The following is a 24,676-nucleotide window of genomic DNA, read 5'->3' on the forward strand; positions in this document are numbered from 1 at the left end:
TCCGATCAAGTGCCCGCTCCACGCACCATGCTGCGGACCTGACGCGCCGCCACCGAGAGCGTCGCGAGGTCAAGCGTCCCAGACTCCGCGATCTCGCCGAGCGCTGCCCTGGCCCTACTCAGCCGGGACGAGTTGGACGACTCCCAGTCCAGGATCTTCTCCTCGGCCGTCTCGTCCGGTTCGCCGCCCGCGAGCACATCGAGGGTGAGCGAGCGCAGCGAGCTGTACAGGTCGTCGCGCAACGCCAGCCTGGCCAGCGAATGCCACCGGTCGCCGCGCTCGAGACCCGAGATGGCGGTGAGGAATCCGTCGATCCCGAGGCGCTCGTCGAGCGCGTAGTAGAGCTCACCGACCTCCTCGACCTCACGATCGCTGATGTCCGAGATGTCGATGATGTCGAGCGACGGGAACCCGTCGAGCAGGCCGTACACGCGCCGGGCGAGTGTGTCGGGGCAGCCGTGCTCGACCGCATGGGACATCCGGGTGGCGAGGTCGGTGACGTGGTGTCCGCGCAGCCAGTTCGGGAGCTTCGGGGTCATCGCGCGGACCCGCGCGGCGTACCTGTTGATCTCCGCACCCACCGCGACCGGCTGCGGACGGTTCGACAGCAACCACCGCGCGGCGCGGTCGAGCATTCGACGCGATTCCAGCGTCAGCTCGTCGGCCACCGACGAATCGATGGGCGCCTCGCGGATGTCGCTCCACACCGAGCGCAGGTCGAAGATCTCGGTCGCCGCGGTGAATGCCCTGATCGAGTCGGTGCTGCTGGCGCCGGCCTCCTCGGAGAGCCGGTACGCGAAGCTGATCCCGCCGAAGTCGATGGCCTCGTTGGCCAGGATGGTGGCCACGATCTGGCGGCGCAGGCGATGCGACTTGATCTGCCCGGCGAACCGCTCGCGCAGCGGCCGCGGGAAGTACCTGGGCAGCCGCACCGCATAGGTGTCGCTGTCGGGCAGCTCGCTGGCCAGCAGATCGTCCTTGAGCGCGAGCTTGACGTGGGCGAGGAGGGTGGCCAGTTCCGGAGAGGTGAGGCCGGTGCCCTCCTGCAGCCGCTCCTCGATCTCCATGGGTCCCGGCAGGGCCTCGATCTCCCGGTCCAGCCCACGACGCGCCTCGAGGGCGGCGAGCTGGCGCGCGTGTACCCCCAGCATCGCCGCGGCGTCGGCGCGTGAGGTGCCCATCAGTTCGTTCTGGTCGATGTTGTCCCGCAGCACCAGACGCGACACCTCGTCGGTCATCGAGGCGAGCAGGCCGTTGCGCTCGGCCCCTGGCAACGCGCCCCCGCTGACCGCGGTGTCCAGCAGGATCTTGATGTTGACCTCGTGGTCGGAACAGTCGACGCCAGCCGAGTTGTCCATGGCATCGGTGTTGATGCGGCCGCCCGCGAGGTCGTACTCGATCCGTCCCCGCTGCGTCACCCCGAGATTGCCGCCCTCGCCGATCACCCTGGCGCGCACCTCGTTCCCGTTGACCCGCACCGGATCGTTCGATTTGTCGCCGACATCCGCATGGGTCTCCGTGGTGGCCTTGATGTAGGTGCCGATCCCGCCGTTCCAGAGCAGGTCGACAGGCGCGCGCAGGATCGCCCGCACCAGCTCCGGCGGCGACAACTCGGTGACGTCCTCGTCGAGGCCGAGCGCCGCAGTCGCCTGCGCGGTCAGCGGCACCGACTTGCGCGAGCGGTCCCACACCCCGCCGCCCGCACTGATGAGGGTCGGGTCGTAGTCCGCCCACGAGGAACGCGGCAGCCCGAAGAGCCGTTCCCGTTCGAGGAAGGACCTCGAGGCGACCGGGTCGGGGTCGAGGAAGATGTGCCGGTGGTCGAAGGCCGCGACCAACCGGATGTGCGGACTGAGCAGCATCCCGTTCCCGAAGACGTCGCCGCTCATGTCGCCGACGCCCGCGACGGTGAAGTCCTCCGCCTGGGTGTCGATCCCCATCTCCCGGAAGTGCCTGCGCACGCTCACCCAGGCACCCTTGGCCGTGATCCCCATGGCCTTGTGGTCGTAGCCGACCGAGCCGCCGGACGCGAAGGCGTCGCCGAGCCAGAAGCCGTACCGCGCCGCCACGTCGTTGGCGAGGTCGGAGAACTGGGCGGTGCCCTTGTCCGCGGCCACGACGAGGTAGGTGTCGTCGCCGTCCCGGCGCACCACCCGGTCCGGCGGCAGCACGACCCCGCTCGCGGGTTCGACGTTGTCGGTCACGTCGAGCAGGCCGGAGACGAACAACCGGTAGCAGGCCTGTCCCTCCGCGAGAAATGCCTGCCGGTCCGTCGCCGGGTCCCCGGTCACCGCGGGCGCCCGCTTGACAACGAATCCGCCCTTCGCGCCGACCGGCACGATCACGGCGTTCTTCACCGCCTGCGCCTTGACCAGGCCGAGGATCTCGGTCCGGAAGTCCTCCCGACGGTCCGACCAGCGCAACCCGCCGCGGGCCACCGGACCGAATCGCAGGTGCACGCCCTCGACCCGTGGCGAGTAGGCGAACACCTCGAAACGCGGTCGCGGTCGCGGTAGTTCGGCGATCTGCTGGGGGTTGAGTTTGAACACCAGGATGTCGCGGTGATTGCCTGCCTCGTCGGTCACGTAGTAGTTGGTCCGCAGCGTGGCCAGGACGAGGCCAAGCATCCCGCGCAGGATCCGGTCGGCGTCGAGGCTGACCACCTCGTTGATCCGGCCGCGCAGCTCGGCCGCGAGTGCCTCCGCACGCTCCGCCGAGGCCTGGTCGGGGTCGAAGATCGACCGGAACAACTCGACCAGCAGCGCGGTGGTCTGACCGTGCTCGATCAGCACACCCTCGATGTGGAACTGGCTGTACGGAAATCCCGCCTGGCGCAGGTACTTCGAGTACGCGCGCAACACAGTGGCCTGCCGCCACTCGAGGCCGGCCCGCAGCACCAGCTCGTTGAACCGGTCGGGTTCGGATCGTTCGTACCAGACGGCGGTGAAGGCATCGGTGAACCGGCGCTGGAGGGCGAGCGCCCTCGTCGACTCGGTGGTCCGGTCCGCCTCGTCCAACTCCGAGTCCAGGTTCTCCCCGACCGTCGCATCGACCAGCTCGGGAGCCGCGGACAGTCCGAAATCGTAGATCCAGCACGACAGCCCATCCGGACGAACCACCCGGTACGGCCGCTCGTCGAGCACCTCGACGCCGAGGCTCTGCAGCACCGGCAGCACCTGGCTGAGCGAGACCCCCGCCCCGCTGATGTACAGCGTGAAGCGCCACTGACCCGGTCGGGCGTCCTTGTGCCGGTACAGCTTCAGATCGATCGCCTCGCCCGCCAGGGCCTCCAGTCGTGCGATGTCCCTGACCGCTCGCGCGGCGTCGAAGTCCTGCTTGTAGGCCTCGGGGAACGCCGCGGCAAAACGCTGCGCGGTCACCGAGGTCACCGACGGCTCGGCCGCGACGGCGTCGAGGAGGTCGTCCTCCCACGCCCTGGTGGCCGCCGCCAGCATCGCCTCGATCCGGTCGCGGCCGTCGGCCGACAGCTGCGCCGACGACGGGGCCGCGTCCGGCTCCTTGCGAATGGTGAAGTGCACCATGGCGAGATCCGACTCGGTGACCCGTGCGCTGTATTCCAGCGTGCCCCCGCCCAGTTCCCGCAGCAGGATCGACTGCATCGCCAGGCGGACCCGCGTGGTGTAGCGGTCGCGGGGTAGGTAGACCAGCGCGGACGTGAAGCCACCGAACTGGTCGTCCCGCAGGAACAGCCGTACCTGCCTGCGCATGCCGATGGCCAGCACCGAGGTGATGGTCTCGTACAGGGTCTCGGTGTCACTGGAGAACAGTTCGGTACGAGGGAAGGACTGGATGACCTCGAGCATCCGCTGCCCGGAGAAGGAGCCGATGTCGAATCCGGCCCGCTCGATCACGGTGCGCGCACGTCGTTCGATCACCGGTATGTCGAGGACGTTCTCGTGCAACGCGGTCACCGTGAACACGCCGACGAACCGGTGCTCGCCGGTGATCGTGCCGTCACCGTCGAGGCCGGTGACCGAGACGAAGAACGGGTACACCGATCGGTGCACGGTGGCGGGCGCCGCGCCCTGCGCGAGCAGCAGGATGGGGCGGTCGACACTGAATTCGGGTGCGGGCAGATCGATTCGGTGATCGGCCACCGACGCAGAACCGAGCACCCCCAGGCCGCTCTCGGGCACGATGTGCGCGAGGGGGCGCCCGTGTTCGCCTGGATCCCGGAACTCGTACCGCCGGTAGCCGAGGGTCATGAAATGCCCCTCGGACATCCAACGCAGCAGCGCCGCGGTGTCCCTGATGTCGACCGCCCGGTACCCCTGCGGTTCGCGGTCCGCGAGCGCATCGAGATGCTCGGCGAGCACCAGCTGCCCGTAGCGCATCGCGTCCGCGTCCGCGATCACGTGCCGCACATCGGACAGCACATCCCGGATCGCATCCCCGACCTCGGCGAGCACCTCCGGATCGGTGGTCGGATGCAACCGGAAGAGCATCCAGGACTCGGTGAGCGTCCCCGCTCCGGTCGCCGCGCCGTTGGCGACGACGTCGAGGAGGTTGCCGTCCTGATCACGCCGCACCTGGAAGATCGGATGGATCAGCTCGGTGACCGTGATCCCGAGTCGGGCGAGCAGTGCCGTGACCGACTCGACCAGCAGCGGCATGTCGTCGGTGACGATCTGTACCGCCGGCTCGCCGGGCAGCGGTTCGAGCACCCGCGACACCGCGTGTCCGGCGGGGCGGCGCGAGGCGAGCCCGAGGTGGCTGCCGAAAACCGTCTCGGCGTCGGTGCTCGGGCGACCAGGCGACCCCGCCCAGTCGATGTTCCTGAAGTACACATCCCGGACCCCGTCGAGGTGGGAGGCGAGGTCCGCGGGCAGGCCCATGGTGGCCCCGTGGTCGAAGCGATCGGCAGATTCGGTCATCTCGCGGCCCACTCCCCTGGTCGAACTGACGTGACGGGTGTGCACGTCTGAGCCTAACCGCGGGGAGCGGGACGAGAGGTGAACTGACGGCGCCCTCTAGCGCACCGTTTCCGTGATCGCGTACTCCGACAGCACCGATCGCTCCAGTTCCGTGAGCGGAACCGACGTTTCGGTCTTCACGTCGAACCGCACCATCACCGCGTCCGCGACGCCACAGGTGACCCCGTGGACGTCGCGGAACAGGTGACGGACGCCGAACGAGGAGTTCCCGACCGCGAGGACGGACACCTCGACGGTGACCGGGCCCGACTCGTCGGTGATGGGCTTGAGGAACTCGATCTCCATCTTGCGCACCACCATCGCCGACGGACGCACGCCCGCCGGGAAGACCCGCTCGCGGAAGAACTTCACCCGCGCTTCCTGTGCGTACTCGAGGAAGAGGGTGTTGTTCACGTGGCCGAGGCGATCGGAATCGCCCCAGCGCACCTGAACCTCGCAGGTGTAGACCTTGTTCGGCACGTCCTAGCCCCGGGTGAGCTTGCGGTGGGTGACGCGGTGCGGCCGGGCCGCGTCGGCACCGAGCCGCGCGACCTTGTTCTCCTCGTACGCCTCGAAGTTGCCCTCGAACCAGTACCAGGCAGCCTCGTTGTCGCCGAAGGCGCCTTCCCAGGCCAGGATGTGCGTGCAGGTCCGGTCCAGGAACCAGCGGTCGTGCGAGATCACCACGGCGCAGCCGGGGAATTCCTGCAGCGCGTTCTCGAGCGAACTGAGGGTCTCGACGTCGAGGTCGTTGGTCGGCTCATCGAGCAGGATCAGGTTGCCGCCCTCCTTGAGGGTCAGCGCCAGGTTCAGCCGGTTGCGCTCACCACCGGAGAGCACGCCCGCGGGCTTCTGCTGGTCCGGACCCTTGAACCCGAAGGCGCTCACGTACGCGCGCGAGGGCATCTCGTTCTGGCCGACCTCGATGAAGTCGAGTCCGTCGGAGACCGTCTCCCAGACCGTCTTGGTCGGATCGATGTTGGCCCGCGTCTGGTCGACGTAGCTGAGCTTGACCGTCTCGCCGACCTTGACGGTGCCCGAGTCCGGCTCCTCGAGCCCGACGATGGTCTTGAACAGGGTGGTCTTACCGACGCCGTTGGGACCGATCACGCCGACGATGCCGTTACGGGGCAGCGTGAAGGACAGGTCCTTGATCAGCAGGCGGCCGTCGAAGCCCTTGTCGAGGTTCTCGACCTCGACAACGACATTGCCCAGGCGCGGCGGGGTCGGGATCTGGATTTCCTCGAAGTCGAGCTTGCGGTGCTTCTCGGCCTCCGCGACCATCTCGTCGTAGCGGTCGAGGCGGGCCTTGCTCTTGGCCTGGCGGGCCTTCGCGCCGGAACGGACCCAGGCGAGCTCCTCCTTGAGGCGCTTCTGCAGCTTCTGGTCCTTCTTGCCCTGGACCTCGAGTCGCGCGGCCTTCTGCTCCAGGTAGGTGGAGTAGTTGCCCTCGTACGGGTAGAGCCGGCCGCGGTCGACCTCACAGATCCACTGCGCGACGTGATCGAGGAAGTACCGGTCGTGGGTGACGGCGAGGATGGCGCCCGGGTAGGCGGCCAGGTGCTGCTCGAGCCACAGCACGGACTCGGCGTCGAGGTGGTTGGTGGGCTCATCGAGCAGCAGCAGGTCGGGCTTGCTCAGCAGCAGCTTGCACAGCGCGACGCGGCGCTTCTCACCGCCGGAGAGGTGGGTGACGGGCTCGTCGGCCGGCGGGCAGCGCAGCGCGTCCATCGCCTGCTCGAGCTGGGAATCGATCTCCCATGCGTCGGCGTGGTCGAGCTTCTCCTGGAGCTCGCCCATCTCCTCCATGAGCTCGTCGGAGTAGTCGGTGGCCATCAGCTCTGCGATCTCGTTGTAGCGCTTGAGCTGCACCATCGTCTCGCCGAGGCCCTCCTCGACGTTCTCGCGCACCGTCTTGGTCTCGTCGAGGTGCGGCTCCTGCATCAGGATGCCGACGGTGGCGCCCGGCGCAAGGAACGCCTCGCCGTTGCCGGGCTGGTCGAGTCCGGCCATGATCTTGAGGATGGAGGACTTACCCGCGCCGTTCGGGCCGACGACACCGATCTTCGCGCCCGGGTAGAAGCTCATCGTGACGTCATCGAGGATGACCTTGTCGCCGTGCGCCTTGCGCACCTTCTTCATCGTGTAAATGAACTCCGCCATGGCGACCAGAGTATCGGGACGACCGGCGACTCCCCAATCCACACGGGACTACGGCTCGATCTGCGGCGAGCCACGACCGAGTCGCGACCCGCCGCAGGTCAGATCAGGGGTTCAGGCGGTCCCGAACAGCGACTGGACGAAGGCGGTCGTATCGGGCAACGCCTGCATCACAGACGCTCCGTGACCGCCCGGGTATGACCGGAACGTGACGGGCTCGCCTGCCAGTTGCATGTCGAGCGCGAGCTTCGCACCGAGCGGATACGGAACCGTCTGGTCGGCCGAACCGTGCCCGATGAACACCGGCCGGTCGTAGCCGGTGGTGGGGACCGCAAGGTAGTCGCGCATGGCCGAGCGGAACATCTCGTTGTCGAGGGGTCGGCTCAGCATCTCCCCGACACCGAAGGTTCCTGCGTGCTTCTGCAGGGGAACGAAGCACATGGTCTCGGACGTCTTGACCAGCTCGCGACCGGCCGGGCTGAGGTAGTCCTCGATCGGCAGATCCGGTCGGGCCACCTTCATCCCGTCGACGACGTACGCGGCGAACGCGGTCAGCCCGTTCAGGCCGAGGTTCGGGAAGCCGGGACCGCCGAGCGGGAACAGCAGCTCCAGGTTCGCCGGGGTGCCGGTGGCGACCGCGCCGCGGTAGTCCAGCTCCGGGGCGTACCGAGTCGCCTCGTGTGCGGCGAACATGGCGGCGTGACCGCCCTGCGAGTGCCCGACGACGACCCAGCGGGGCGACAGATCCGGCGTCACCTCGCGGGCCGCCCGGACCATGTCGATCACCGAGCGACCCTCGCTGCGCCCGTGCAGATAGGCGTGCACTCCGTCGGTGCCGAGCCCCACGTAGTCGGTGGCCACCACCGCGTAGCCCTTCGCCAGCCACGCCGAGACGTAGTCGCGGGTGAGCGCGGTGACGTCAAATCCCGTCGCGGGCGCGCAGCCGTCGCCGACGCCGGTGGTGCCATGGGCCCAGGACACCACCGGCCAGCCGCCTGCTGGCGCGGTCCCCTTCGGCAGGTACACGGCTCCGGTGCTGAGCGCGGGCGCCCCGGTCGGACCCTCGGTCCAGTACGTGAGCTGGCGCGATCCGCTCGCGCCGCTGATCTCCGCGGACTTCGGCAGGGCCTTGTCGGACACCACCGTGCCGGGTTCGCGGACCGGATCCGCTGCGGCCTGCCCGGCGGCAGGCGCCGCCAGGACCAGGAGCGCAAGCGTGGCCGCGCCTGCGCGCAGACCGAGGCGTCGCCCAGCAGCGCGACCGAATTCGAACTTCATCCTGTTCCCCACCCTTGTATCGATTGTGTGTTCGGTCCCCCTTGACGGGCTCCGGACTCGGTGCAGCGTAGTACCCCGGCGCGGTCGCGACTCGCAAAACAGGACACTCGTCCAGTCAGCAGTCGCCGGCGCCCTCTCGCGGGCGGCCGGTCACCGGACCAGCGGCTCGACGAACGCCATCGAGTCGGCCGACGAGGCCGCGAGGCTCTCGCCGTGCCCGGCACCCGGGTAGGCGACGAACCTCGCGTCCGAACCGGCGCGTTGCACGTCCGCGACCAGCTTCAGCGTCAGCACGATCGGCACCACGGTGTCGGCGGTGCCGTGCCCGATGAACAGCGGCCGGTCGTACCCACTGGTCGGCACGCCGAGATAGTCCGCGAGCGCAGATCGGACCTCGTCGTTGCCGAGCGGCCGCGCGAACAGCTCACCCACCTGCGCCCCAGCGACCTGGGCGGCCAGGTCGGGTGAGCACAGGCGCTCGGCCAGGCCCGCCAGCTCCCGTCCACGCGGCGACAGGTAGCTGTCGAGGTCCAGGTCGGGTCGAGCCGACCGCAGCCCGACGATGGAGAACAGTGAGAACGTCGTCAGCCCGCGCAGGCCCAGGTTGGGGAATCCCGGACCGCCGAACGGAAACAGCTGTTCGAGGTTCGACGGCGCACCGATCGCGACCGCGCCGCGGTAGTCCAGGTCCGGCGCGTACCTCGTCGCATCGTGGGCGGTGTGCAGGGCCGCGTGCCCACCCTGCGAGAGCCCGATCACCACCCACCGCGTCGAGACACCCGCGTCGATCGTCCTGGCCGCCCGCACCATGTCGATCACGCTGTGCGCCGCGGCCTTGCCGTCGAGATACGGCAGCACGCCGGGCGACCCGAGACCGATGTAGTCCGTCGCCACCACCGCGTACCCCCGCGCCAACCAATCCCGGAGGTAGGCGGACTCGATGCCCTGCAGCCCGGTCATGGAGGGCGCGCACTGGTCGGACACCCCGATCGTTCCGTGCGCATAGGACACCACCGGCCAGCCACCCTCGGGGGCAGGCCCCGGAGGCAGGTACACCGCCCCCGTACTGGTGACGGGAGCACCCCAATGGTCGGAGGTGACGTAGGTGAGGCGGTACGCCCGCCCGGTCCCCTGGATCCAGAGCTCGCTCGGCATGTCCTGCACCGTGATGACCGATCCGGGTGGTGCCGGCGCCGCCGCGGAGGTGCCGGATCCGACAAACACAGCGGTCATCGCAGCGACGATCAGTGCCACGACCAACAACCTCAGACGTGCCATGCGAGCCGCCCCCTCACCAGACGGGAAGACCCCTCAGCCTATGCCGCCGACCTGACCGAAATGCCCGTTTCGGTCAGCTCGCCCGGAGTGCTGGATCGAGGCCCGCCCCCGCGAGGTCCCCCGGATCTCGCTCCGACTCCCCCGCCCCCTGGTCCGCATCCGGTTCGACAGACTGCGCCGCCTTAGGCGCACGGTCGAGCCGGGCTCGGCAGCGAGCCAGGTCGGGACCGACCGCGCTGGCACGCATCTCCAGGTCGGCGCGGTCCACCCCGTCCTTGGTCGTGTACTCGTTGGTTCGCAGCTGCCCACAGGCGATCACGGGGTCCCCCTTCATCAGCGAGGCGCCGACGCCCGCCACCAGCCGCCGCCAGCAGGTCACCGTCAGGTAGAGGGTGCCGCCGTCGGTCCACTCCCCTGTCGAGCGATCCTGCCGCCTGGTGTTGCTCGCCATCCGAAAGGTGAGTACCTCCTCCCCGGAGTTCGTGGGCCGCTTGACCGGATTGGTGATCACGGTGCCGACCACCGCCGTGTGCGTCTCGTACATGTCGCTCCCCCTTGTCATCCGCGGGCCACGCGGCCCCTCGATGTCAGCGTCCCCCGTCGGGTCGCCGAATTGTGGCCGCGGACGAATCTGTGGATGAACGGATCACGTGTCAACAGATCCGCGAAAACGGCCACGCGGGAACGTCGTTCGTCGCATCGGCGTGCTATCGGGCGGGCGGACCCGACGTGATCGAGGCGGCCAGCGCCCCCGCGTAGGTGACGAGTCGCTCACTCGAATAGGTGACCGGGTCGCTGACCGCGAGCCTGCCGAGCATCTCGGCGAAGGAGAGCATCGTGTGGGCCAACAGCACCGGGTCCAGACCGGCCAGTCCCGGCTCCAGCGCAATCCCCGTCCTGGCCAGTTCCTCCGCCCTCACCAGCACCGCCGCCCGGGAGGCGCGCAGGTGCTCCTGGTACTCGACCGGCGCCTGGTCGGGCGCGGTCAGGATCAAGCGCCACCGAGTGGGGTTCTCCACCACGACGCGCACGAACGAGGACACCGTTCCGGCGTAGGCCGCGGCCGGACCCAGCGCGGTGAGGTCGGTCGGCATCGCGGCCATCACCTGCTCGATCGCGCGGCGGTGTTCGCGCTCGAGCAGCGCCGCGACCAGTTCCGCGCGGGTGCGGAACACGTTGTAGAGCACCGGCTTTCCGACGCCGGCCTCCGCCGCGACGGCCTCCATGTTCAGCTCGTGCAGGCCCGACCGCCCGGTCACCTCCACCGCGGCGTCGAGCACCTGGTCACGGCGCTGCGCCGGCGGCAGTCGCGGCGCGTACTTGCGTCGCGGGCGCTCATCCGCCGTCTGCGCTCTCGTCATCGACCCACCTCCGCGTCCACCTTAGAGATCGCCGCTCGCGGCCATTCCCCTCCGGGCCAATGCTACGCAACCGTTGTATTCAACCGAGGCTATTGCTACGGTCGCGTTGTATTCACGACACGCGCCGGAGGAGACATGATGAGCGAACCCCGCATGCTGGCCGACCGAGGCTGGCCCTTCGATCCCTCGCGCCGGCGCGAGGACAACGGATTCTTCGGTCCGGGATCGCCGACGTGGAAGGTCTGGACCAACCCGACCGCCCTGCTAGGGTTTCAGCGGTCCGTCACCCTGGAGCACTTCGACCCCTTCCTGACCGCCGCGGTCGCCGACGCACAGGGGATCTATCTGGACCCCAGGGGGCGTCTCGACGGCACCCTCTCCTACTTCCTGATCGTGGCGGTCGGCGACACCCGGTCGGCGATCGAGACGTCCGAACTGCTGATGCGGGTGCACGCGAAGGCCACCGGGATCGAGCCGATCAGCGGGCAGCGATACAGCGCGAACAGCCCCGACAGCCAGCTGTGGATCCACGTCACCGGCTGGCACTCGGTCCTCAAGTGCTACGAGATGTTCGGTCCCGGACCGCTGAGCCCGGACGAGGAGGCCAGGTACTGGGCGGAGTGCGCCGTCGCCGCCGAGCTGCAGACCTGCAAGCCCGCAGACATCCCGCGCTCGCGCGCCGAGGTGCACGAGTACTTTTCCGCCGTGCGTCCTCGGTTGTGCACCTCCGAGCGGGCCGTCGAGGGCATGCACTACCTGCTGCGCACCCGCTTCGGAAAGGGCAGGCTCGCCCTGTGGGCGATGAGTCGGCTGATGGCGCCCGCGACGATCGCCACCCTGCCGAGGTGGATGCGGGAGCTCGGCGACTTCGATCAGCCCGCGGCGGTCGACCGGGTGGTCACACCGCTCGCTCGGGCCGCCGTGCGCGCCACGAGCAATCCGCGAACCGAACTGGCCGTCGTCAAACGCCTACTCCCGGAGACTCATTCGGTGCTCGACCAGCATTTCAACGGGGCGCCGCCGGTGCGTGCCGAGACCGTCACCCCATCGGCGGCCCGTGAGCGCTACGGAGCTCGGGCTGTGCGGCCCGCGTAGCGGCTAACCCGTGGGCAGCGTCGTCGGGTCCGTGTTGGCACCACAGATCACGGCGGCGACCCGCTCCCCCTCCTTCGGCGTGTAGGCGCCGCTGAGCAGGGCGGCGATCGGCGCGGCCGCCGCATGCTCCACCGCCAGCCGGAACTCGCGCCACAGCAGGTTTCGCGCCTCGGCGATCGCCTCGTCCTCGACCAGCACCGAGCCGATCCCGGTCCGCCGGGCGACATCCATGGCGATGTCGCCGAGCCTGGTCGCGCCGAGCGCGTCGGCCGCGATGCTGTCCACCACCACGTCCACCGGGGAGCCGGCGGCGAGCGCGGAGCTCAGGGTCGGTGCGCCGCTCGGTTCCACCCCGACGACGGACTTCTCCCCCGCGAGCGCGGCGGCGATCCCCGCGACGAGTCCGCCGCCACCGACCGCGACCAGCACCGTGGCGGCCTCCGACACCTCCTCGGCCAACTCGAGACCGATCACCCCTGCACCCGCGACCACATCGGGCAGGTCGTAGGCGTGCAGCTGCTGGGCACCGCGCTGCGCGGCGATGGCCGACGCCCGAACGTAGGCATCGGCGTAGCGCTCGCCGTCGAGCACGACCTCGGCGCCGAGCGCGCGCAGCCGATCCACCTTGACGGTGGGCGCCGCGGCCGGGACGACCACAGTGCACGCGATTCCCAACATCCCTGCCGCCGTGGCGGCCGCGATCCCGGCGTTGCCGCCGGACGCGATCACCACCGGCGAGTCACGATGCGCGCCATCCCGGTTCAGCATGGCGTTGAGGCTGCCGCGAATCTTGAACGAACCACCGAGCTGCAGTTGCTCGAGCTTGAGCGCGACCGGGACGTCCCCGCCCGGAGTCGGCAGGATTACCCGGAGCACCGGGGTCCGCCGAACCAGTGGACCCACCCGCTTCCGCGCGGCGAGCACCTCCTCGCGAGTGGTCACTGACCGGCTTCGTGGTCGCGCCTCGCCAGCTCCGCGAACATGGCGTTGTGCGCCGCGAGCTCGGCGTCGTCATCGCGGTCGGCCGCACGGTCGACGCGCTTGGCCGTCTTCTCGTCGCTGCGCGACCACTGCACCAGCAGCGCCAGCATCACCAGCACGAGCGGGATCTCGCCGGTGGCCCAGGCGATGCCGCCGCCGAGCCGCTGATCACCGATGAGGTCCGAGTTCCAGTCCAGGCCAAGCGCCCGGTAGTACCAGCCACCCATCACCTCGCCCATGCTCATCAGCGCGATGCCGAAGAAGGCATGGAACGGCAACGATCCGAACACCATCGCCAGCTTGGTGATCGGCTGCAGGGTGCGCGGCGCCGGATCGATGCCGATCACCACCCAGTAGAAGAGGTAGCCGCTGAGGATGAAGTGCACGTTCATCAGCACGTGCGCGCCGTGCGAGTCGAGCGTCGCGCCGAAGATGCCGCCGAGGTACAGGGCGTAGAAGCCGCCGACGAAGAGCACCGAGGCCACCAGCGGGTGGGTCAGGAAACGGGACACGGGGCTGTGCAGCGCGGCCAGCAGCCACTCGCGCGGACCGGGCACCCCCTTGGGCCCGGCCGGGGACAACGCGCGCAGCGCCAGGGTCATCGGGCCGCCGAGCACAAGCAGCACCGGCGCGAGCATCGACAGCGCCATGTGCGCACCCATGTGCACGCTGAACACCGCGGGCGAGTACCTGCCCAGGCCGGACGAGGTGGCGACCAGGAGCGTCGCGCAGCCCAGCACCCAGGCGATGGTGCGGCCCACCGGCCACGAGTCCCCACGCTTGCGGAGCCGTCGCACGCCGAGCAGGTAGACCACCGCCATGACGATGGCCGCAGTGCCGAAGATGAGGTCGAACCGCCAGTCGAATGCGAGCCGCTCCAACGTCGGCGGGCCGTCCAGGTTGTAGCCCAACTGCACCTCGGTCGGGGTCGGGTTGATGTTCTCCGCGGGGGGCGGGGTCCGGCCGAGGCCGACGGCGATGCCGATGGTCGCGGCGAAGATGATGGCCTCGCCGCCCGCGAAGCGGATCAGCGGGCCTCGGGCCGTCGGGTCGGCGGCAAGGGCGGGCAGCGCGCTGCGCCGCTGCAGGTAGCCGAACACGCCCAGGACCACCAGCGCGACGGTCTTGGCCACGAGCAGCCAGCCGTAGGTACTGATGAAGAGCTCGCGCAGCGGCAGCCGCACCAGTCCGTTGAGGACACCGGAGATCGCCATCACGACGAACGCGACCGTGGCAACGTTCGAGAACCGGCGCGTCGCGACGTCGGTGTACGCACCCCGCCTGCGCGCGTGCGCGAGCAGCGCGAACAACCCGCCCGCCCAGAATGCGGCGGCGACGAGGTGCCAGATCAGGCTGTTGGTGGCCAGGTCGTGCGATCCGCCGGACGAGGAGTGCCCGGTCAGCGCGAGCGGGATCAGGGTGGCGACACCCAGCAGCAGCAACGCCGGGGTCCAGGACCAACGCAGGACCAGTCGCGTGCCCACCGCGAGCAGCACCGCCAGGATCGCGGTCGATCGCCACGCGCCGGCGAGTTCGATCTGTGGGATCGCCTTCCAGAGGTTGGCGGGCTGGATGGCCGCGCTCAGCGGCTGACCGGACGTGTCGGAGACCGTCAGCGGCACCAGGACCAGCGCGCAGGCCGCCCAGACGATCGCGGCGTTCGACGCGGTGCGCACCGCCCGGTAGCCGTCGACGTCGAGCACCCCGCTGCGCTGCGGCGGCACAAGGAAAGCGGCGAGCAGCAGCGACCCGATCGCGAGCACGGCGGCAACCTCACCCGCGGCCTTGACCGCAGGCAGTCCGTACGTGGTGAGCGGGCCCGGGTCGGGGATGCCGAGCAACACGAGTGCGTCCGAGGCGGACAGCCCGACGATGATCGCCGCAACCAGCCCCGCGATGATCCCGAGCGTGACGAAGATCGGTACCGAGTTCTCCCCCGCCCTTCGGATCGGCGACGGGGCGGAGGGGACGAGCTCGGGTGATGCCATGCCCACAAGGGTAGGAGGCGCGCGCCTGTCGGGTTCGTCCAGGTTCGCCCGACCCGTAAGCGAACCTATCGAATATTGGCGATCGTTACCGGTAGACTCCGGACCCGGTCCTTCGCGGATCACGCCTCCGTAGCTCAGTTGGATAGAGCAAGAGCCTTCTAATCTCTAGGTCGCAGGTTCGATTCCTGCCGGGGGCACACACGTGTGCCAATCAGCACTCTCGACGCAAAACGCGGGACCGCCCCAGGGGAGGACCGGTCCCGCGTTCTTCGCTACGGACTCAGGGTTCCGTCTGGAGCGTGACGTCGGCGCAACAAGATCAGGACTTGGACGCCTCGTCGATCTCCTTGCTGACCTTCTCCGTGTCCGCCTCGAGCTGCTTCTTGGTCACCTTCGCTGCGCGTTCGAGCGCCCTCTCGACCCGCGCCTCGACATCCGTCGCCGCGATGACGATCAGCCCGCTGTCGCCCTCGTCGAGCAGCTCGCCGACCTCCTTGAGGTCGGAGCGGCTCATCCCGGCCGCGACGTGCCCGCCGAGGGCCCCGAGACCGGCGCCGCCCGCGCCGCCCAGCAACAGGCCCGCCCCGAGGCCGACGGCCGGGAACAGTGCCACCAGCGCACCCCCGACCAGGCCGATACCGAGTCCACCCCATGCGCCCTGCCGGGTCGGCTGCTCATGCTTCTTGACGATCTTGACCTTGCCCTTGTCCGTCCGGGTGATGACGGCCGCGTCGTAGGTGTCGACCAGGTGGAGCTCGACATAGAGGTCGTGGATGGCGTCGTAGTCGGCGATCGCAGCGTCCTCCGAGTCGTAGACCGCCGCGAGCAGAGCGAATGTATCCATGGCCATGGGTTCCTCCAGAGGGTTGTGTCCGGCAATGGGCGTCGTCCGGCTTCCAGCCTCGGCACCGACGGCGCCGGGGTCATCCCCCAAAACGGGTGACCGCCGCGCGAGCGTCCCGCCGCCGACCCGCAAACGGCCAAAATCGGTGGCGAATTCCTGCAACATTGAACCAAGACCCGGCGATATACAGGGTTGAGGTGAGTCCCTATGACGGACAGTTACGCCGCACGGCGCGCCGGAGCGGGCAGTGGACCACACCGCGGGCATTTCGCGGTGGCCACCTGCCGCTCGCCACCGCCGCTGCGAACGCGCGTTCCCTGATCGCGCCCAAGGATTCCGGATCGCCCCGCGCGGGCGACGGATGTCAGATCGGCGTTGCCGTCCTCTCGAGCGGTGGGCGGGAAATGCACGACTGGTGCGCCTCGCGTTCAGTTGCGACCACACCGCTCACACCACGAAACACCCCGTGAAGGTGGCAAGAAGATGGACCTCGAAATGCTCGAGAAGCTGATCGATCTCATGAGCAAAGTGATGGACATGATGGGCGGCATGCAGGGCGGAGGCGGCGGAGGCGGCGCCGGCCCCCTTGGCAGCCTCGGCGGGGGCGGCAGCCTCGGGTCGTGATCGACCCGCCCCGCAGGAAAGGCTCTCAGCCCACGGGCTGGGGGCCTTTTCTCACGACAGTTCGCTGGTGGCCGCGGACTGCGGGGCGCGATCTCCGCTGTTCCAGTCGTGGGCACACGGCCACCGCGCTAGTGTTTTTACCTGACTCTTGGCGACTCCGTGGAGGTGCGCTATGGAAGTGGCCGCACCGTACGGCGCGATCCGAGCTCTCGTTCCTGCGCGAAGTCCGTCGCCCCCAGCCGCCGACAAGACCTGCCGACTCTACGGCGACTGAATTGGATCATGGCCATCCAAACCAGTATTGGAGTCCTGCAATGAATCCGACCAAATCTCTTGTCGCGTCTGCGCTCGTGGTCGTCGCCCTCGGCGCCGGCGCGGGAACCGCCTACGCCGAACCGGCGGTGCCGCCGCCCCCTGGCGCCGAGGCCGTCTCGGACGCGATCTGGCCCGACAATCCCACCAAGCAGTCCGCCTTCGACTCCTTCGCAACCGAGGTCGCCGTCGGCTGGAACAACGGCGGGGCACAGGGAGCCCTGATCGGACTCGGCGTCGGCGCAGGCGTCGGCTGCTTGTCGATCTTCCCCAACTTCATCGCCGGGTGCATCGTGGGCGGCGTGATCGGCGCGGGAGTCGGGGCCGCGAACGGGATCAGGGACTCCAATCCGAAGGTGCTGCCGGCGTTCGACAAGTTCCTGGCGACGCCATGAGGTGATGACCAGGCGATACCGCTGTGCCGATCCGGCACCGCGGTCTCGCCCATCCGCGTCGGACGACGGACGACGTGCCCTAGACTTCGATCGGACGCCATCGCACAATCGTTCGAAGTCACGCCGCCCGTGGCCCACGGCCTGCAATAGGCAGGCATCACCAGTTAAGGGCGCACTTGAACCAGCTCCGTCTCGGAATCACGTCGAACTCACGCAAGGAAAACGAGCACCGGCTCCCGATCCACCCCCAGCATCTGGAGCGAATCGATGCGGGGCTCCGCGACCACATCTACCTCGAGCGCGGGTACGGCGAACACTTCGGGATCCCCGACGAACGGCTGACACCCCTCGTCGCGGGCCTGCTGTCTCGCGAGCAGCTCATCGCGACCTGCGACGTCATCCTTATCGCCAAGCCACTCGCGGAGGATCTCGCGGAGCTGCGAGAAGGCCAGGCGCTGTGGGGCTGGCCGCACTGCGTCCAGGACGCGGCGGTCACCCAGCTGGCCATCGACCGGCGGCTGACACTGATCGCCTTCGAGGCAATGAACCACTGGACGGCCGACGGATCACTCAACCTGCATGTCTTCCACAAGAACAACGAGCTGGCCGGCTACTGCTCAGTGCTCCACGCCATGCAGATCGCCGGATCGACCGGCGACTACGGTCGCCGCCTGCGGGCAGCCGTGATCGGCTTCGGCGCGACCGCCAGGGGCGCGGTCACGGCCCTGAGCGCGCACGGCGTCCACGACGTCGAGGTGCTCACCGTCCGCGGGATCAGCGCCGTCGGCGCGCCCATCCACTCCGCCCGGATGGTGCAGTTCGATCACGACGACGCCGACCCGCGCCGCAGCCACGCCCACACCGAACGCGGTCGCGTCCCGGTGGCCGGATTCCTCGCCGAGCACGACATCATCGTCAACTGCGTCCTCCAGAACACCGACGCACCGCTGACCTTCCTCGCCGACGAGGACCTCGATTCGCTCGCGCCGGGCACCCTGATCGTCGACGTATCCTGCGACGAGGGAATGGGATTCAGCTGGGCGAGGCCGACGTCGTTCGAGCAGCCCACCTTCGAGGTCGGCAACAACGTCGTCTACTACGGCGTGGACCACAGCCCGTCCTACCTGTGGAACTCCGCCACATGGGAGATCAGCGAAGCGCTGCTCCCCTATCTTGCGACCGTGCTCGGCGGGCCCGAGGCCTGGGATGCCGACACAACCGTCAGGCGCTCCATCGAGATCCGTGACGGGATCGTCCAGAATCCCAGCATCCTGTCGTTCCAGGAGCGCTCACCCGATTACCCACACGCTCCGCTCTGACGATGGCGTGGTCCGCGCCGACGTCGGTCGGTGCGGATCCGCTCCCCCGGTCAGTTGGTCGCCACGGCGAACCATGCCGAGGCGCCGACGAGGATCAGGGCGATCAGAATGACCGCGCGCGTGGTGTAGACGTGCCGCATGGGACCTCCGATCAGACGAAGTTGAATCGTTCGGTGTGGAGTCGATCGGCCGGCACGCCGAGCGCCGTCAGGGCGTCCTCGACCGCGTTGAGCATGGGTGCCGGTCCGCAGATGAAGTACTGCATGCGCTGGTGCCGGGCGGGCAGGTGACGAGCCAGGATGTCCCGGTCGAGGAACCCCCGCTCGCCGTCCCAGCCCGCGGACGGGCGCTCGATGATGTGCACGATCGTCAGGTCCAGGCGTCGACGCAGCTCCTCGAGTTCCTCGCCGAAGGTGATGTCGTCCTCGGATCGGCTGGCGTAGTACAGGACCTGCGGCCGACGGTCGCCGCGGTCGGCCATCGTGCGCAAGATGCTGATCATCGGTGTGATGCCGACACCTCCGGCGATCAGGACGAAGCCCGGCCCCTCGTTGCGGTCGGGGGTGAACACGCCGTGCGGCCCGTCCAGATAGGCACGGGTCCCCGGGGTCAGCGTCCCGACGGTGGCGGTGAAGTCGCCGAGCGATTTGATGGTCATCTGCACCGATTCGCGTTCTTCCGCACTCGACGAGAAGGAGAACGGGTGCGCGGTGACGGCGAAGGGCGAGCGGTCGACCATGAGCCACCCGAACTGGCCGGGCTCGAACCGGAAACCGTTGTGCCCGACCGGCTGGAGCGTCACGGTGCATGCGTCACCCCGTTCGGGGGTGACCCGCGCGATCTCCCACGGGCGCCGGAGGCGCATGAGGGGCCTGATCACCCGGACCCACAACAGCAGCGACATCAGGGCCACGGTCATCACCGCCCACAGCCACTTCTTCCAGGCGTTGTCGACGTAGTACCCGACCAGCAGCACGTGCGCGAGCGCGAACGCGACGACCACCACCGATGCGACACCGTGGATGACCTGCCACAACTCATAGCGGATCCGCAGTCGTCGCCGCCAGATCGACGTCGCGATGACCACGAGCAGCAAGACCGTGGAGGTGACCGCGAATCGCGCCCGCCACGGTGCCTGCGCGAGGTTGAGCAGGCCGACGATGTCGATGCCCGCCACCTGCAACAGGATCGGATGCGCGAGGACGAACGCCAGCGCCACGTAGGACACCTGCCGGTGGAACTGGACCAGCGCGTCCTCTCCGAACGGCGCAGCCGCCGCCTGGAACCGGGCAACGAGCGCGAACTGCATGCCCATCATCGAGAGCCCGACGAATCCGAGTGCGACCGAGAAGTCGGTGAGAAAGCCGCGGCCGGGCTGCGCCTCACCCAGGACGGCAAAGACCAGGGGCACCAACGCGACCGCCAGGTAGAGGCCGATCCAGGCGATCCCACGAGCTATGAGCGGCATCGATCCGAACTCCCGTCGGTGACTGCACCCGGACCATCAAATCCGAAGATGCCACACCGAAATACGCGAAGGAGGCGGTTCGGACCAAACTGGCGCGTCCCTACTTCGACGCGGCCTTACGCACCACCGTCAGCTTGTGCAGTCGCGAGGAGATCCTCTTGTCGTCGCTGCCCCGCAGCAGGGCGATTCCTGAGCGGATCTCCTCCACCGCCCAGGTGCCGGCAGTATCCGAAATATGCACCAGGTCGCCGACCTGAACTGCCTCACTCATCGCCGTTCTCCGCATCCACTACTCCAGGCGGGCTCGTGTCATCGTCCCGCCGATCATCATCAGCTGGATCAATTATCACGCGCCGGGTGCGCGGTGCCGCAGACGGGCGGCGACTATGTGCCTGCGGGGCCGTCCTCGCCGTCCGCGTCGCCCTCCGCGGCGTCCGGTTCCTTGTCGGCGGCGTCCGCCTGCGCCCGCTTGGACGCCTCGCGCATCTCGATGCCGTCGGTGATCCAGTCGCCGATCTCGCGGGTCACGTCCCGGACCGCGCCCGCGATGATCATCGCGATCTTGCCGACGTGCGTGGCCCCGGACTCCGTCAGCTCCTGCACGGTGTCCTTGCGTCGCTCGAACTTGCTCACCATGGACGCGTCACCTCTCACGCTGCGGCCTTCTGCCGTTCGACGATAACACCGGGAGCCGACTCGGAGCGGGTGAGGAACGGCGGCAACGCGAGCTTGAAGATCTTGCCCCACACCGATCCGATCTGCTTGAAGAAGCCGCCGGTGTTGTACGGCAGACCGTGCTTCTCGCACAGCGCCCGCACGTGCGGCGCCATCTCGGGATAGCGGTGCGCCGGGATGTCGGGGAACAGGTGGTGCTCGATCTGGTGCGAGAGGTTGCCGGACATGATGTGGAACAGCGGGCTGCCCTCGATGTTCGCGCTGCCGAGCATCTGGCGCACGTACCACTGCCCCTGGGTCTCCTCCGCGGTCTCCTCCTCGCTGAAGGTCTGCACTCCCGTCGGGAAATGCCCACAGAAGATGATCGAGTACGTCCAGAGGTTGCGGACCAGGTTGGCGCTCGCGTTGCCGAGCAGGGTGCTCACGAACAGCGGGCCGGTCAGGGCCGGGAACACGAGGTAGTCCTTGAGGACCTGGCGACCGGCCTTGCGCCACATGCCCTGCAGGAGCGGCTTGACGTCGTGCCACTTGCGCTTGCCCTTGACGATGTTCTCGGCCTCGAGGTCGTGCAGCATCACGCCCCACTCGAAGAAGACCATGAGCGCGAACGCGTAGGCGGGGTTGCCCAGGTAGTACGGATTCCACTTCTGGGCCTCGTCCATCCGCAGGATGCCGTAGCCGATGTCGCGGTCCCTGCCGACGATGTTGGTGTAGGTGTGGTGCATGTAGTTGTGCGAGTGCCGCCACTGGTCCGCGGGGCACACCGTGTCCCATTCGAAGTCCCGCGAGTTCAGGCCCGGTTCACGCATCCAGTCGTACTGGCCGTGCATGACGTTGTGGCCGATCTCCATGTTGTCGAGGATCTTCGAGATGCCGAGGGCGCCGACCGCGGCGAGCCAGAACGGAGGCAGGAACCCGAGGTACATCAGGCCGCGGCCGGCGACCTCGAATCCACGCTGCGCCTTGATGATCTTGTAGATGTACTCGCGGTCCTGCTCGCCGAGGTCGGCGACGATCCGCGCGCGCAGCTCGTCGAGTTCGCGTCCGATCTCCTCGACCTGTTCGTAACTGAGCACGATCGGGGCGGTGGTCTCTTCGTTCTTCGCGCCGCCGAGGAACGGCAGCGTCGGGAGGGACAAACCGAGCATGGGAGTTCTCCTTGGTCGAAGGTGATCAGATGTCGACGGAGACGTCGCCGACGGCCGCCGAGATGCACAGCTGGATCGGCTGGTCGGGGTCGGAGTCGGTCTCGCCGGTACGCAGGTTCCTGGTGCAGCCGGAGGTCTTGACCGCGGTGCAGGAGAAGCAGATCCCCATCCGGCACCCGAATTCGGGAGTCAGTCCGGCGGCCTCGGCCTGTTCGAGCAGGCTCGCCCCCGAGTTCTGCGCCGTCACCCCGGAGGAGCTGAACGTGAGCAGGCCGGTGGCGTCCTCGTCGGCGGCGGCGACCGGGGCGGCGAACTCCTCGGTGTGCAGCCGCTCGGCGAGCCCGATCCGGTCGTAGTGCTCGCCGACCCCCCGCATCAGCCCGGGCGGGCCACACAGGTAGGTCTGGGCCTCGCCGTGCCATGGCGCCGCGGCCTCGAGGTGCTCGCGCCCGAAGAAGCCGTGCAGGTCGCCGCCTTCCGATTGGCCGGTGTAGGCCAGCACCACCCGCACGTTGTCGCGACCCTCGACCAGCTGGGCCAGCTCGTCGCGGTGGGCCACGTCCCGCTCGGTGTCGGCGTAGTGCAGGAAGGTGATCTCGCCGTCGTGCCCCTCGTCCAGGAGCGTGCGCAGCATCGACAGCACCGGCGTGATGCCGCTGCCACCGCTGATGAGCAGGATGTTGTCGGGCCTGCGAGCGGGCATCCGGAACACGCCGTCGGCCTGCGACAGACTCAGCACGAGCCCGGGGTGGGCGTTGGCGTGCAGATACTGCGACACCAGGCCCTGCGGGTGCGCCTTGACGGTGAGCTCGATGCGGCCGTCCGAACGGTGCTGCGAGCAGGCTGGCGAATAGCACCGCGTGTGCCGGACACCGTCGATCACGACCCCGATCTGGACGAACTGACCGGCCTCGAAGCCCCGCCACTGCCGGGTGGGGCGCAGCGTGAGGGTGACCGTGTCCGCGGTCGTGCGGCGCACCTCGGTGACCTCGGCGCGCAGGTCGCGCAAGGTCGCCATCGGGTTCACGAGCTCGAGGTAGCGGTCGATCTGGTGCGGGGTCGCCATCGCCTCGAAGAGCGACATCAGCGAGAGCCGGCGGGTCCCGGTTCTGGTCTGCAAGGTCACCACGGCCTCCTCAGTTGAGAATTTCAGTGAACACTCGTACACAAACAAGTGTGTCAGGAAGTACCAGGTAGATGTCAACCCCAAAGGGGATGTGACGCCGATTACAGACCACTCGTACACAGACCAAGTGAACACACATACACTGATTGCCGTGACCGAACCGGAGAGCAGGGCCGAACGCAAGGAGCGCACGAGGACGGCGCTTCTCGACGGAGCCCTCGAACTGTTGGAGGACCGCAGTTTCGCGAACCTGAGCCTGCGCGAGGTCGCGCGGTCGGCAGGGATCGTGCCGACCGCGTTCTATCGGCACTTCGCCTCGATGGACGACCTGGGAGTCGCCCTTGTCGAGGACAGCATGCGCATGCTGCGCCGGATGCTGCGCGAGGCCCGTCGCGACCCGAGCGCCAAGAACGCGGGAACGTCGCTGGAGATCCTGCTGCGGCAGGTGCACGCGCACGAGGGCCAGTTCCGGTTCCTCAGCCGCGAACGCTACGGCGGAGTCGCCGAGGTGCGGCGGGCCATCGCCTCCGAACTGCGTTTGTTCGCAAGTGAACTCACCATCGACCTGTCCCGGGTGCCTGGCCTGTCCGACTGGGAGGTCGAGGATCTCGAGATGGCCGCCGACCTGATCGTGGGCACCATGATGTCCACCGTCGTTGGCGTTCTCGAGGTCGACCAGCGCGACGAGCGCGAGGTGATCGCGCGCGCAGAACGGCAGCTGCGGCTGATCATGATCGGGATGAGCGGCTGGCGGCCGCGGGCCGCGGTCGGCACTTCCGACCACTGAATTCGGGCGTCTATCGCGGCATCCACCGCGTGGTGGGCACGGTCGCCGGACTCGGCGTCGCCGTCGCAGGCGTCGCGGTCGCGACCGTCACCCACCGACCTCGGGTCCCTAGCAGGACGCGAGCACCCGCGTGATCGCGTCCTTCTCCGCCTGGGTGACCCAGAGCCGGTAGGCGGCCTTGACCTCGACCTGCTTGGAGACGTAGATGCACCGGTACGGCTTTGACGGCGGCAGCCACGTCGCCGCGTCGCCGTCCGACTTCTGCGCGTTCGTCGGGCCGTCGACCGCGAGCAGGTTCCGCGGATCGTTGGCGAAGTCCCGACGGGTCGGCTCGTCGAGCTGCTGCGCACCCTTCTGCCAGGCGTCGCTGAGCGCGACCACGTGGTCGATCTGGACCGCGCTGGAGGTGCCCGAACCGCGGGTGAACGCGATCGACTTGCCGGTGTACGGATCGTGCAGGGTGCCGGTGAGCACGATGCAGTTCCTGGTCCCCGGCTTGACCGTCGTGTCGACGAGGTCGCGGGCCAGGATGTCGTTGCGGGTGTCGCATCCGTTCCTGCCGCCCGCGACGGTGACGTCGTCGGTCCAGGACGGTCCGAAGAGATCGCGCGCGTACCCCGTCTTGGGCGCCCGGCCCTTGACCGGGATCGTCTCCAGTGTCGCGAGGGTGGCGGCCACCCCGTCGGCGCCAGGGACCGCGTCGCCCGCACTCCCGGTCGGCATCGCCTCCGCCGCAGGAGAGGCGCAGCCAGTCAGGGCGAGCGCGGCAACCGCGGTGGCGATCAGGACGAGACGCGGACGGGCGGCCGAACGAAAACGCAAGGGGGAACTCCTGTTCGAGATGTGAGCGGGCCGCCCAGTATGGCGCACAAAGGGGTCGGTCCCCGCGCGACGCGCGGGGAC

The 24,676-nt window shown here is 68.7% G+C and carries 21 protein-coding genes and 1 tRNA gene; 6 read left to right on the forward strand and 16 right to left on the reverse strand.

Annotated features, from left to right (window positions below; genetic code table 11):
* Positions 1 to 5 precede the first annotated feature (5 nt).
* The 7 genes from ACWFRB_RS21790 to ACWFRB_RS21820 form a co-directional block, all read right to left on the reverse strand.
* The gene (locus ACWFRB_RS21790) at positions 6 to 4,895 is read right to left on the reverse strand and encodes an NAD-glutamate dehydrogenase (RefSeq protein ID WP_452643342.1); all 4,890 of its coding nucleotides are present in this window, start codon (positions 4,893 to 4,895) and stop codon (positions 6 to 8) included.
* Positions 4,896 to 4,991: 96 nt separating this feature from the next.
* Complete coding sequence (locus ACWFRB_RS21795; RefSeq protein ID WP_077042130.1) at positions 4,992 to 5,414, reverse strand: acyl-CoA thioesterase; 423 nt, start codon at positions 5,412 to 5,414, stop codon at positions 4,992 to 4,994.
* 3 nt (positions 5,415 to 5,417) lie between these two features.
* Positions 5,418 to 7,097, reverse strand: coding sequence for an energy-dependent translational throttle protein EttA (gene ettA, locus ACWFRB_RS21800; RefSeq protein WP_027499846.1), 1,680 nt, complete (start codon positions 7,095 to 7,097; stop codon positions 5,418 to 5,420).
* A gap of 111 nt (positions 7,098 to 7,208) precedes the next feature.
* Positions 7,209 to 8,372: a lipase family protein gene (locus ACWFRB_RS21805; RefSeq protein WP_452643343.1), complete on the reverse strand. Its 1,164-nt coding sequence runs from the start codon at positions 8,370 to 8,372 to the stop codon at positions 7,209 to 7,211.
* Between the two features lie 150 nt (positions 8,373 to 8,522).
* A complete protein-coding gene (locus tag ACWFRB_RS21810) occupies positions 8,523 to 9,605 on the reverse strand; it encodes an alpha/beta hydrolase family protein (RefSeq protein WP_452643344.1) in 1,083 nt (360 codons plus the stop codon).
* A gap of 118 nt (positions 9,606 to 9,723) precedes the next feature.
* Complete coding sequence (gene ssb, locus ACWFRB_RS21815; RefSeq protein ID WP_452643345.1) at positions 9,724 to 10,194, reverse strand: single-stranded DNA-binding protein; 471 nt, start codon at positions 10,192 to 10,194, stop codon at positions 9,724 to 9,726.
* Positions 10,195 to 10,357: 163 nt separating this feature from the next.
* Positions 10,358 to 11,011 (reverse strand): TetR/AcrR family transcriptional regulator, encoded by a 654-nt coding sequence (locus ACWFRB_RS21820; RefSeq protein WP_452643346.1) that lies wholly within the window; start codon positions 11,009 to 11,011, stop codon positions 10,358 to 10,360.
* A gap of 138 nt (positions 11,012 to 11,149) precedes the next feature.
* Here ACWFRB_RS21820 and ACWFRB_RS21825 point away from each other — a divergent pair, with 138 nt between their 5' ends.
* Positions 11,150 to 12,106: an oxygenase MpaB family protein gene (locus ACWFRB_RS21825; protein ID WP_452643347.1), complete on the forward strand. Its 957-nt coding sequence runs from the start codon at positions 11,150 to 11,152 to the stop codon at positions 12,104 to 12,106.
* A gap of 3 nt (positions 12,107 to 12,109) precedes the next feature.
* Here ACWFRB_RS21825 and ACWFRB_RS21830 read toward each other — a convergent pair whose 3' ends face one another.
* Together ACWFRB_RS21830 and ACWFRB_RS21835 are read right to left on the reverse strand one after the other, a co-directional pair.
* Complete coding sequence (locus ACWFRB_RS21830; protein ID WP_452643348.1) at positions 12,110 to 13,048, reverse strand: serine/threonine dehydratase; 939 nt, start codon at positions 13,046 to 13,048, stop codon at positions 12,110 to 12,112.
* Positions 13,045 to 15,075 carry a cytochrome c oxidase assembly protein gene (locus ACWFRB_RS21835; RefSeq protein ID WP_452643349.1) on the reverse strand — a complete coding sequence of 677 codons (2,031 nt, stop codon included), beginning with the start codon at positions 15,073 to 15,075 and terminating at the stop codon, positions 13,045 to 13,047. The genes ACWFRB_RS21830 and ACWFRB_RS21835 overlap by 4 nt, the downstream gene beginning before the upstream one ends.
* A 123-nt stretch (positions 15,076 to 15,198) precedes the next feature.
* Here ACWFRB_RS21835 and ACWFRB_RS21840 point away from each other — a divergent pair.
* A tRNA-Arg gene (locus tag ACWFRB_RS21840) sits at positions 15,199 to 15,272 on the forward strand.
* 122 nt (positions 15,273 to 15,394) lie between these two features.
* Here the strand turns inward: ACWFRB_RS21840 and ACWFRB_RS21845 are convergent.
* The gene (locus ACWFRB_RS21845) at positions 15,395 to 15,919 is read right to left on the reverse strand and encodes a DUF1269 domain-containing protein (RefSeq protein ID WP_452643350.1); all 525 of its coding nucleotides are present in this window, start codon (positions 15,917 to 15,919) and stop codon (positions 15,395 to 15,397) included.
* 483 nt (positions 15,920 to 16,402) lie between these two features.
* On the opposite strand from ACWFRB_RS21845, the gene ACWFRB_RS21850 reads away from it, so the two are divergent.
* From ACWFRB_RS21850 to ACWFRB_RS21860, 3 genes are all read left to right on the forward strand, one after another.
* Positions 16,403 to 16,543, forward strand: a complete 141-nt coding sequence (locus ACWFRB_RS21850; protein ID WP_452643351.1) for a hypothetical protein — start codon at positions 16,403 to 16,405, stop codon at positions 16,541 to 16,543.
* A 314-nt stretch (positions 16,544 to 16,857) separates the two neighbouring features.
* Positions 16,858 to 17,250, forward strand: a complete 393-nt coding sequence (locus ACWFRB_RS21855) for a hypothetical protein (protein ID WP_452643352.1) — start codon at positions 16,858 to 16,860, stop codon at positions 17,248 to 17,250.
* A 176-nt stretch (positions 17,251 to 17,426) separates the two neighbouring features.
* A complete protein-coding gene (locus ACWFRB_RS21860) occupies positions 17,427 to 18,569 on the forward strand; it encodes a N(5)-(carboxyethyl)ornithine synthase (RefSeq protein WP_452643353.1) in 1,143 nt (380 codons plus the stop codon).
* Between the two features lie 151 nt (positions 18,570 to 18,720).
* Here the strand turns inward: ACWFRB_RS21860 and ACWFRB_RS21865 are convergent, their stop codons facing one another.
* From ACWFRB_RS21865 to ACWFRB_RS21885, 5 genes are all read right to left on the reverse strand, one after another.
* Positions 18,721 to 20,037, reverse strand: coding sequence for a ferredoxin reductase family protein (locus ACWFRB_RS21865; protein ID WP_452643354.1), 1,317 nt, complete (start codon positions 20,035 to 20,037; stop codon positions 18,721 to 18,723).
* Between the two features lie 100 nt (positions 20,038 to 20,137).
* A complete protein-coding gene (locus ACWFRB_RS21870) occupies positions 20,138 to 20,308 on the reverse strand; it encodes a hypothetical protein (RefSeq protein ID WP_197023548.1) in 171 nt (56 codons plus the stop codon).
* A 113-nt stretch (positions 20,309 to 20,421) separates the two neighbouring features.
* Positions 20,422 to 20,673: a hypothetical protein gene (locus ACWFRB_RS21875; protein WP_452643355.1), complete on the reverse strand. Its 252-nt coding sequence runs from the start codon at positions 20,671 to 20,673 to the stop codon at positions 20,422 to 20,424.
* 14 nt (positions 20,674 to 20,687) lie between these two features.
* Entirely contained in the window at positions 20,688 to 21,860 is a 1,173-nt protein-coding gene (locus ACWFRB_RS21880; protein ID WP_452643356.1) for a fatty acid desaturase family protein, read from the reverse strand.
* A gap of 25 nt (positions 21,861 to 21,885) precedes the next feature.
* The gene (locus ACWFRB_RS21885) at positions 21,886 to 22,944 is read right to left on the reverse strand and encodes a ferredoxin reductase (protein ID WP_452643360.1); all 1,059 of its coding nucleotides are present in this window, start codon (positions 22,942 to 22,944) and stop codon (positions 21,886 to 21,888) included.
* Between the two features lie 193 nt (positions 22,945 to 23,137).
* Between ACWFRB_RS21885 and ACWFRB_RS21890 the strand changes: the two genes are divergently transcribed.
* Positions 23,138 to 23,773 carry a TetR family transcriptional regulator gene (locus ACWFRB_RS21890; RefSeq protein WP_452643357.1) on the forward strand — a complete coding sequence of 212 codons (636 nt, stop codon included), beginning with the start codon at positions 23,138 to 23,140 and terminating at the stop codon, positions 23,771 to 23,773.
* Between the two features lie 108 nt (positions 23,774 to 23,881).
* Here ACWFRB_RS21890 and ACWFRB_RS21895 read toward each other — a convergent pair whose 3' ends face one another.
* Positions 23,882 to 24,595 carry an HNH endonuclease family protein gene (locus ACWFRB_RS21895; protein ID WP_452643358.1) on the reverse strand — a complete coding sequence of 238 codons (714 nt, stop codon included), beginning with the start codon at positions 24,593 to 24,595 and terminating at the stop codon, positions 23,882 to 23,884.
* Between the last annotated feature and the right edge of the window lie 81 nt (positions 24,596 to 24,676).

The sequence above is a fragment of the Rhodococcus sp. NPDC055112 genome (assembly GCF_053607505.1).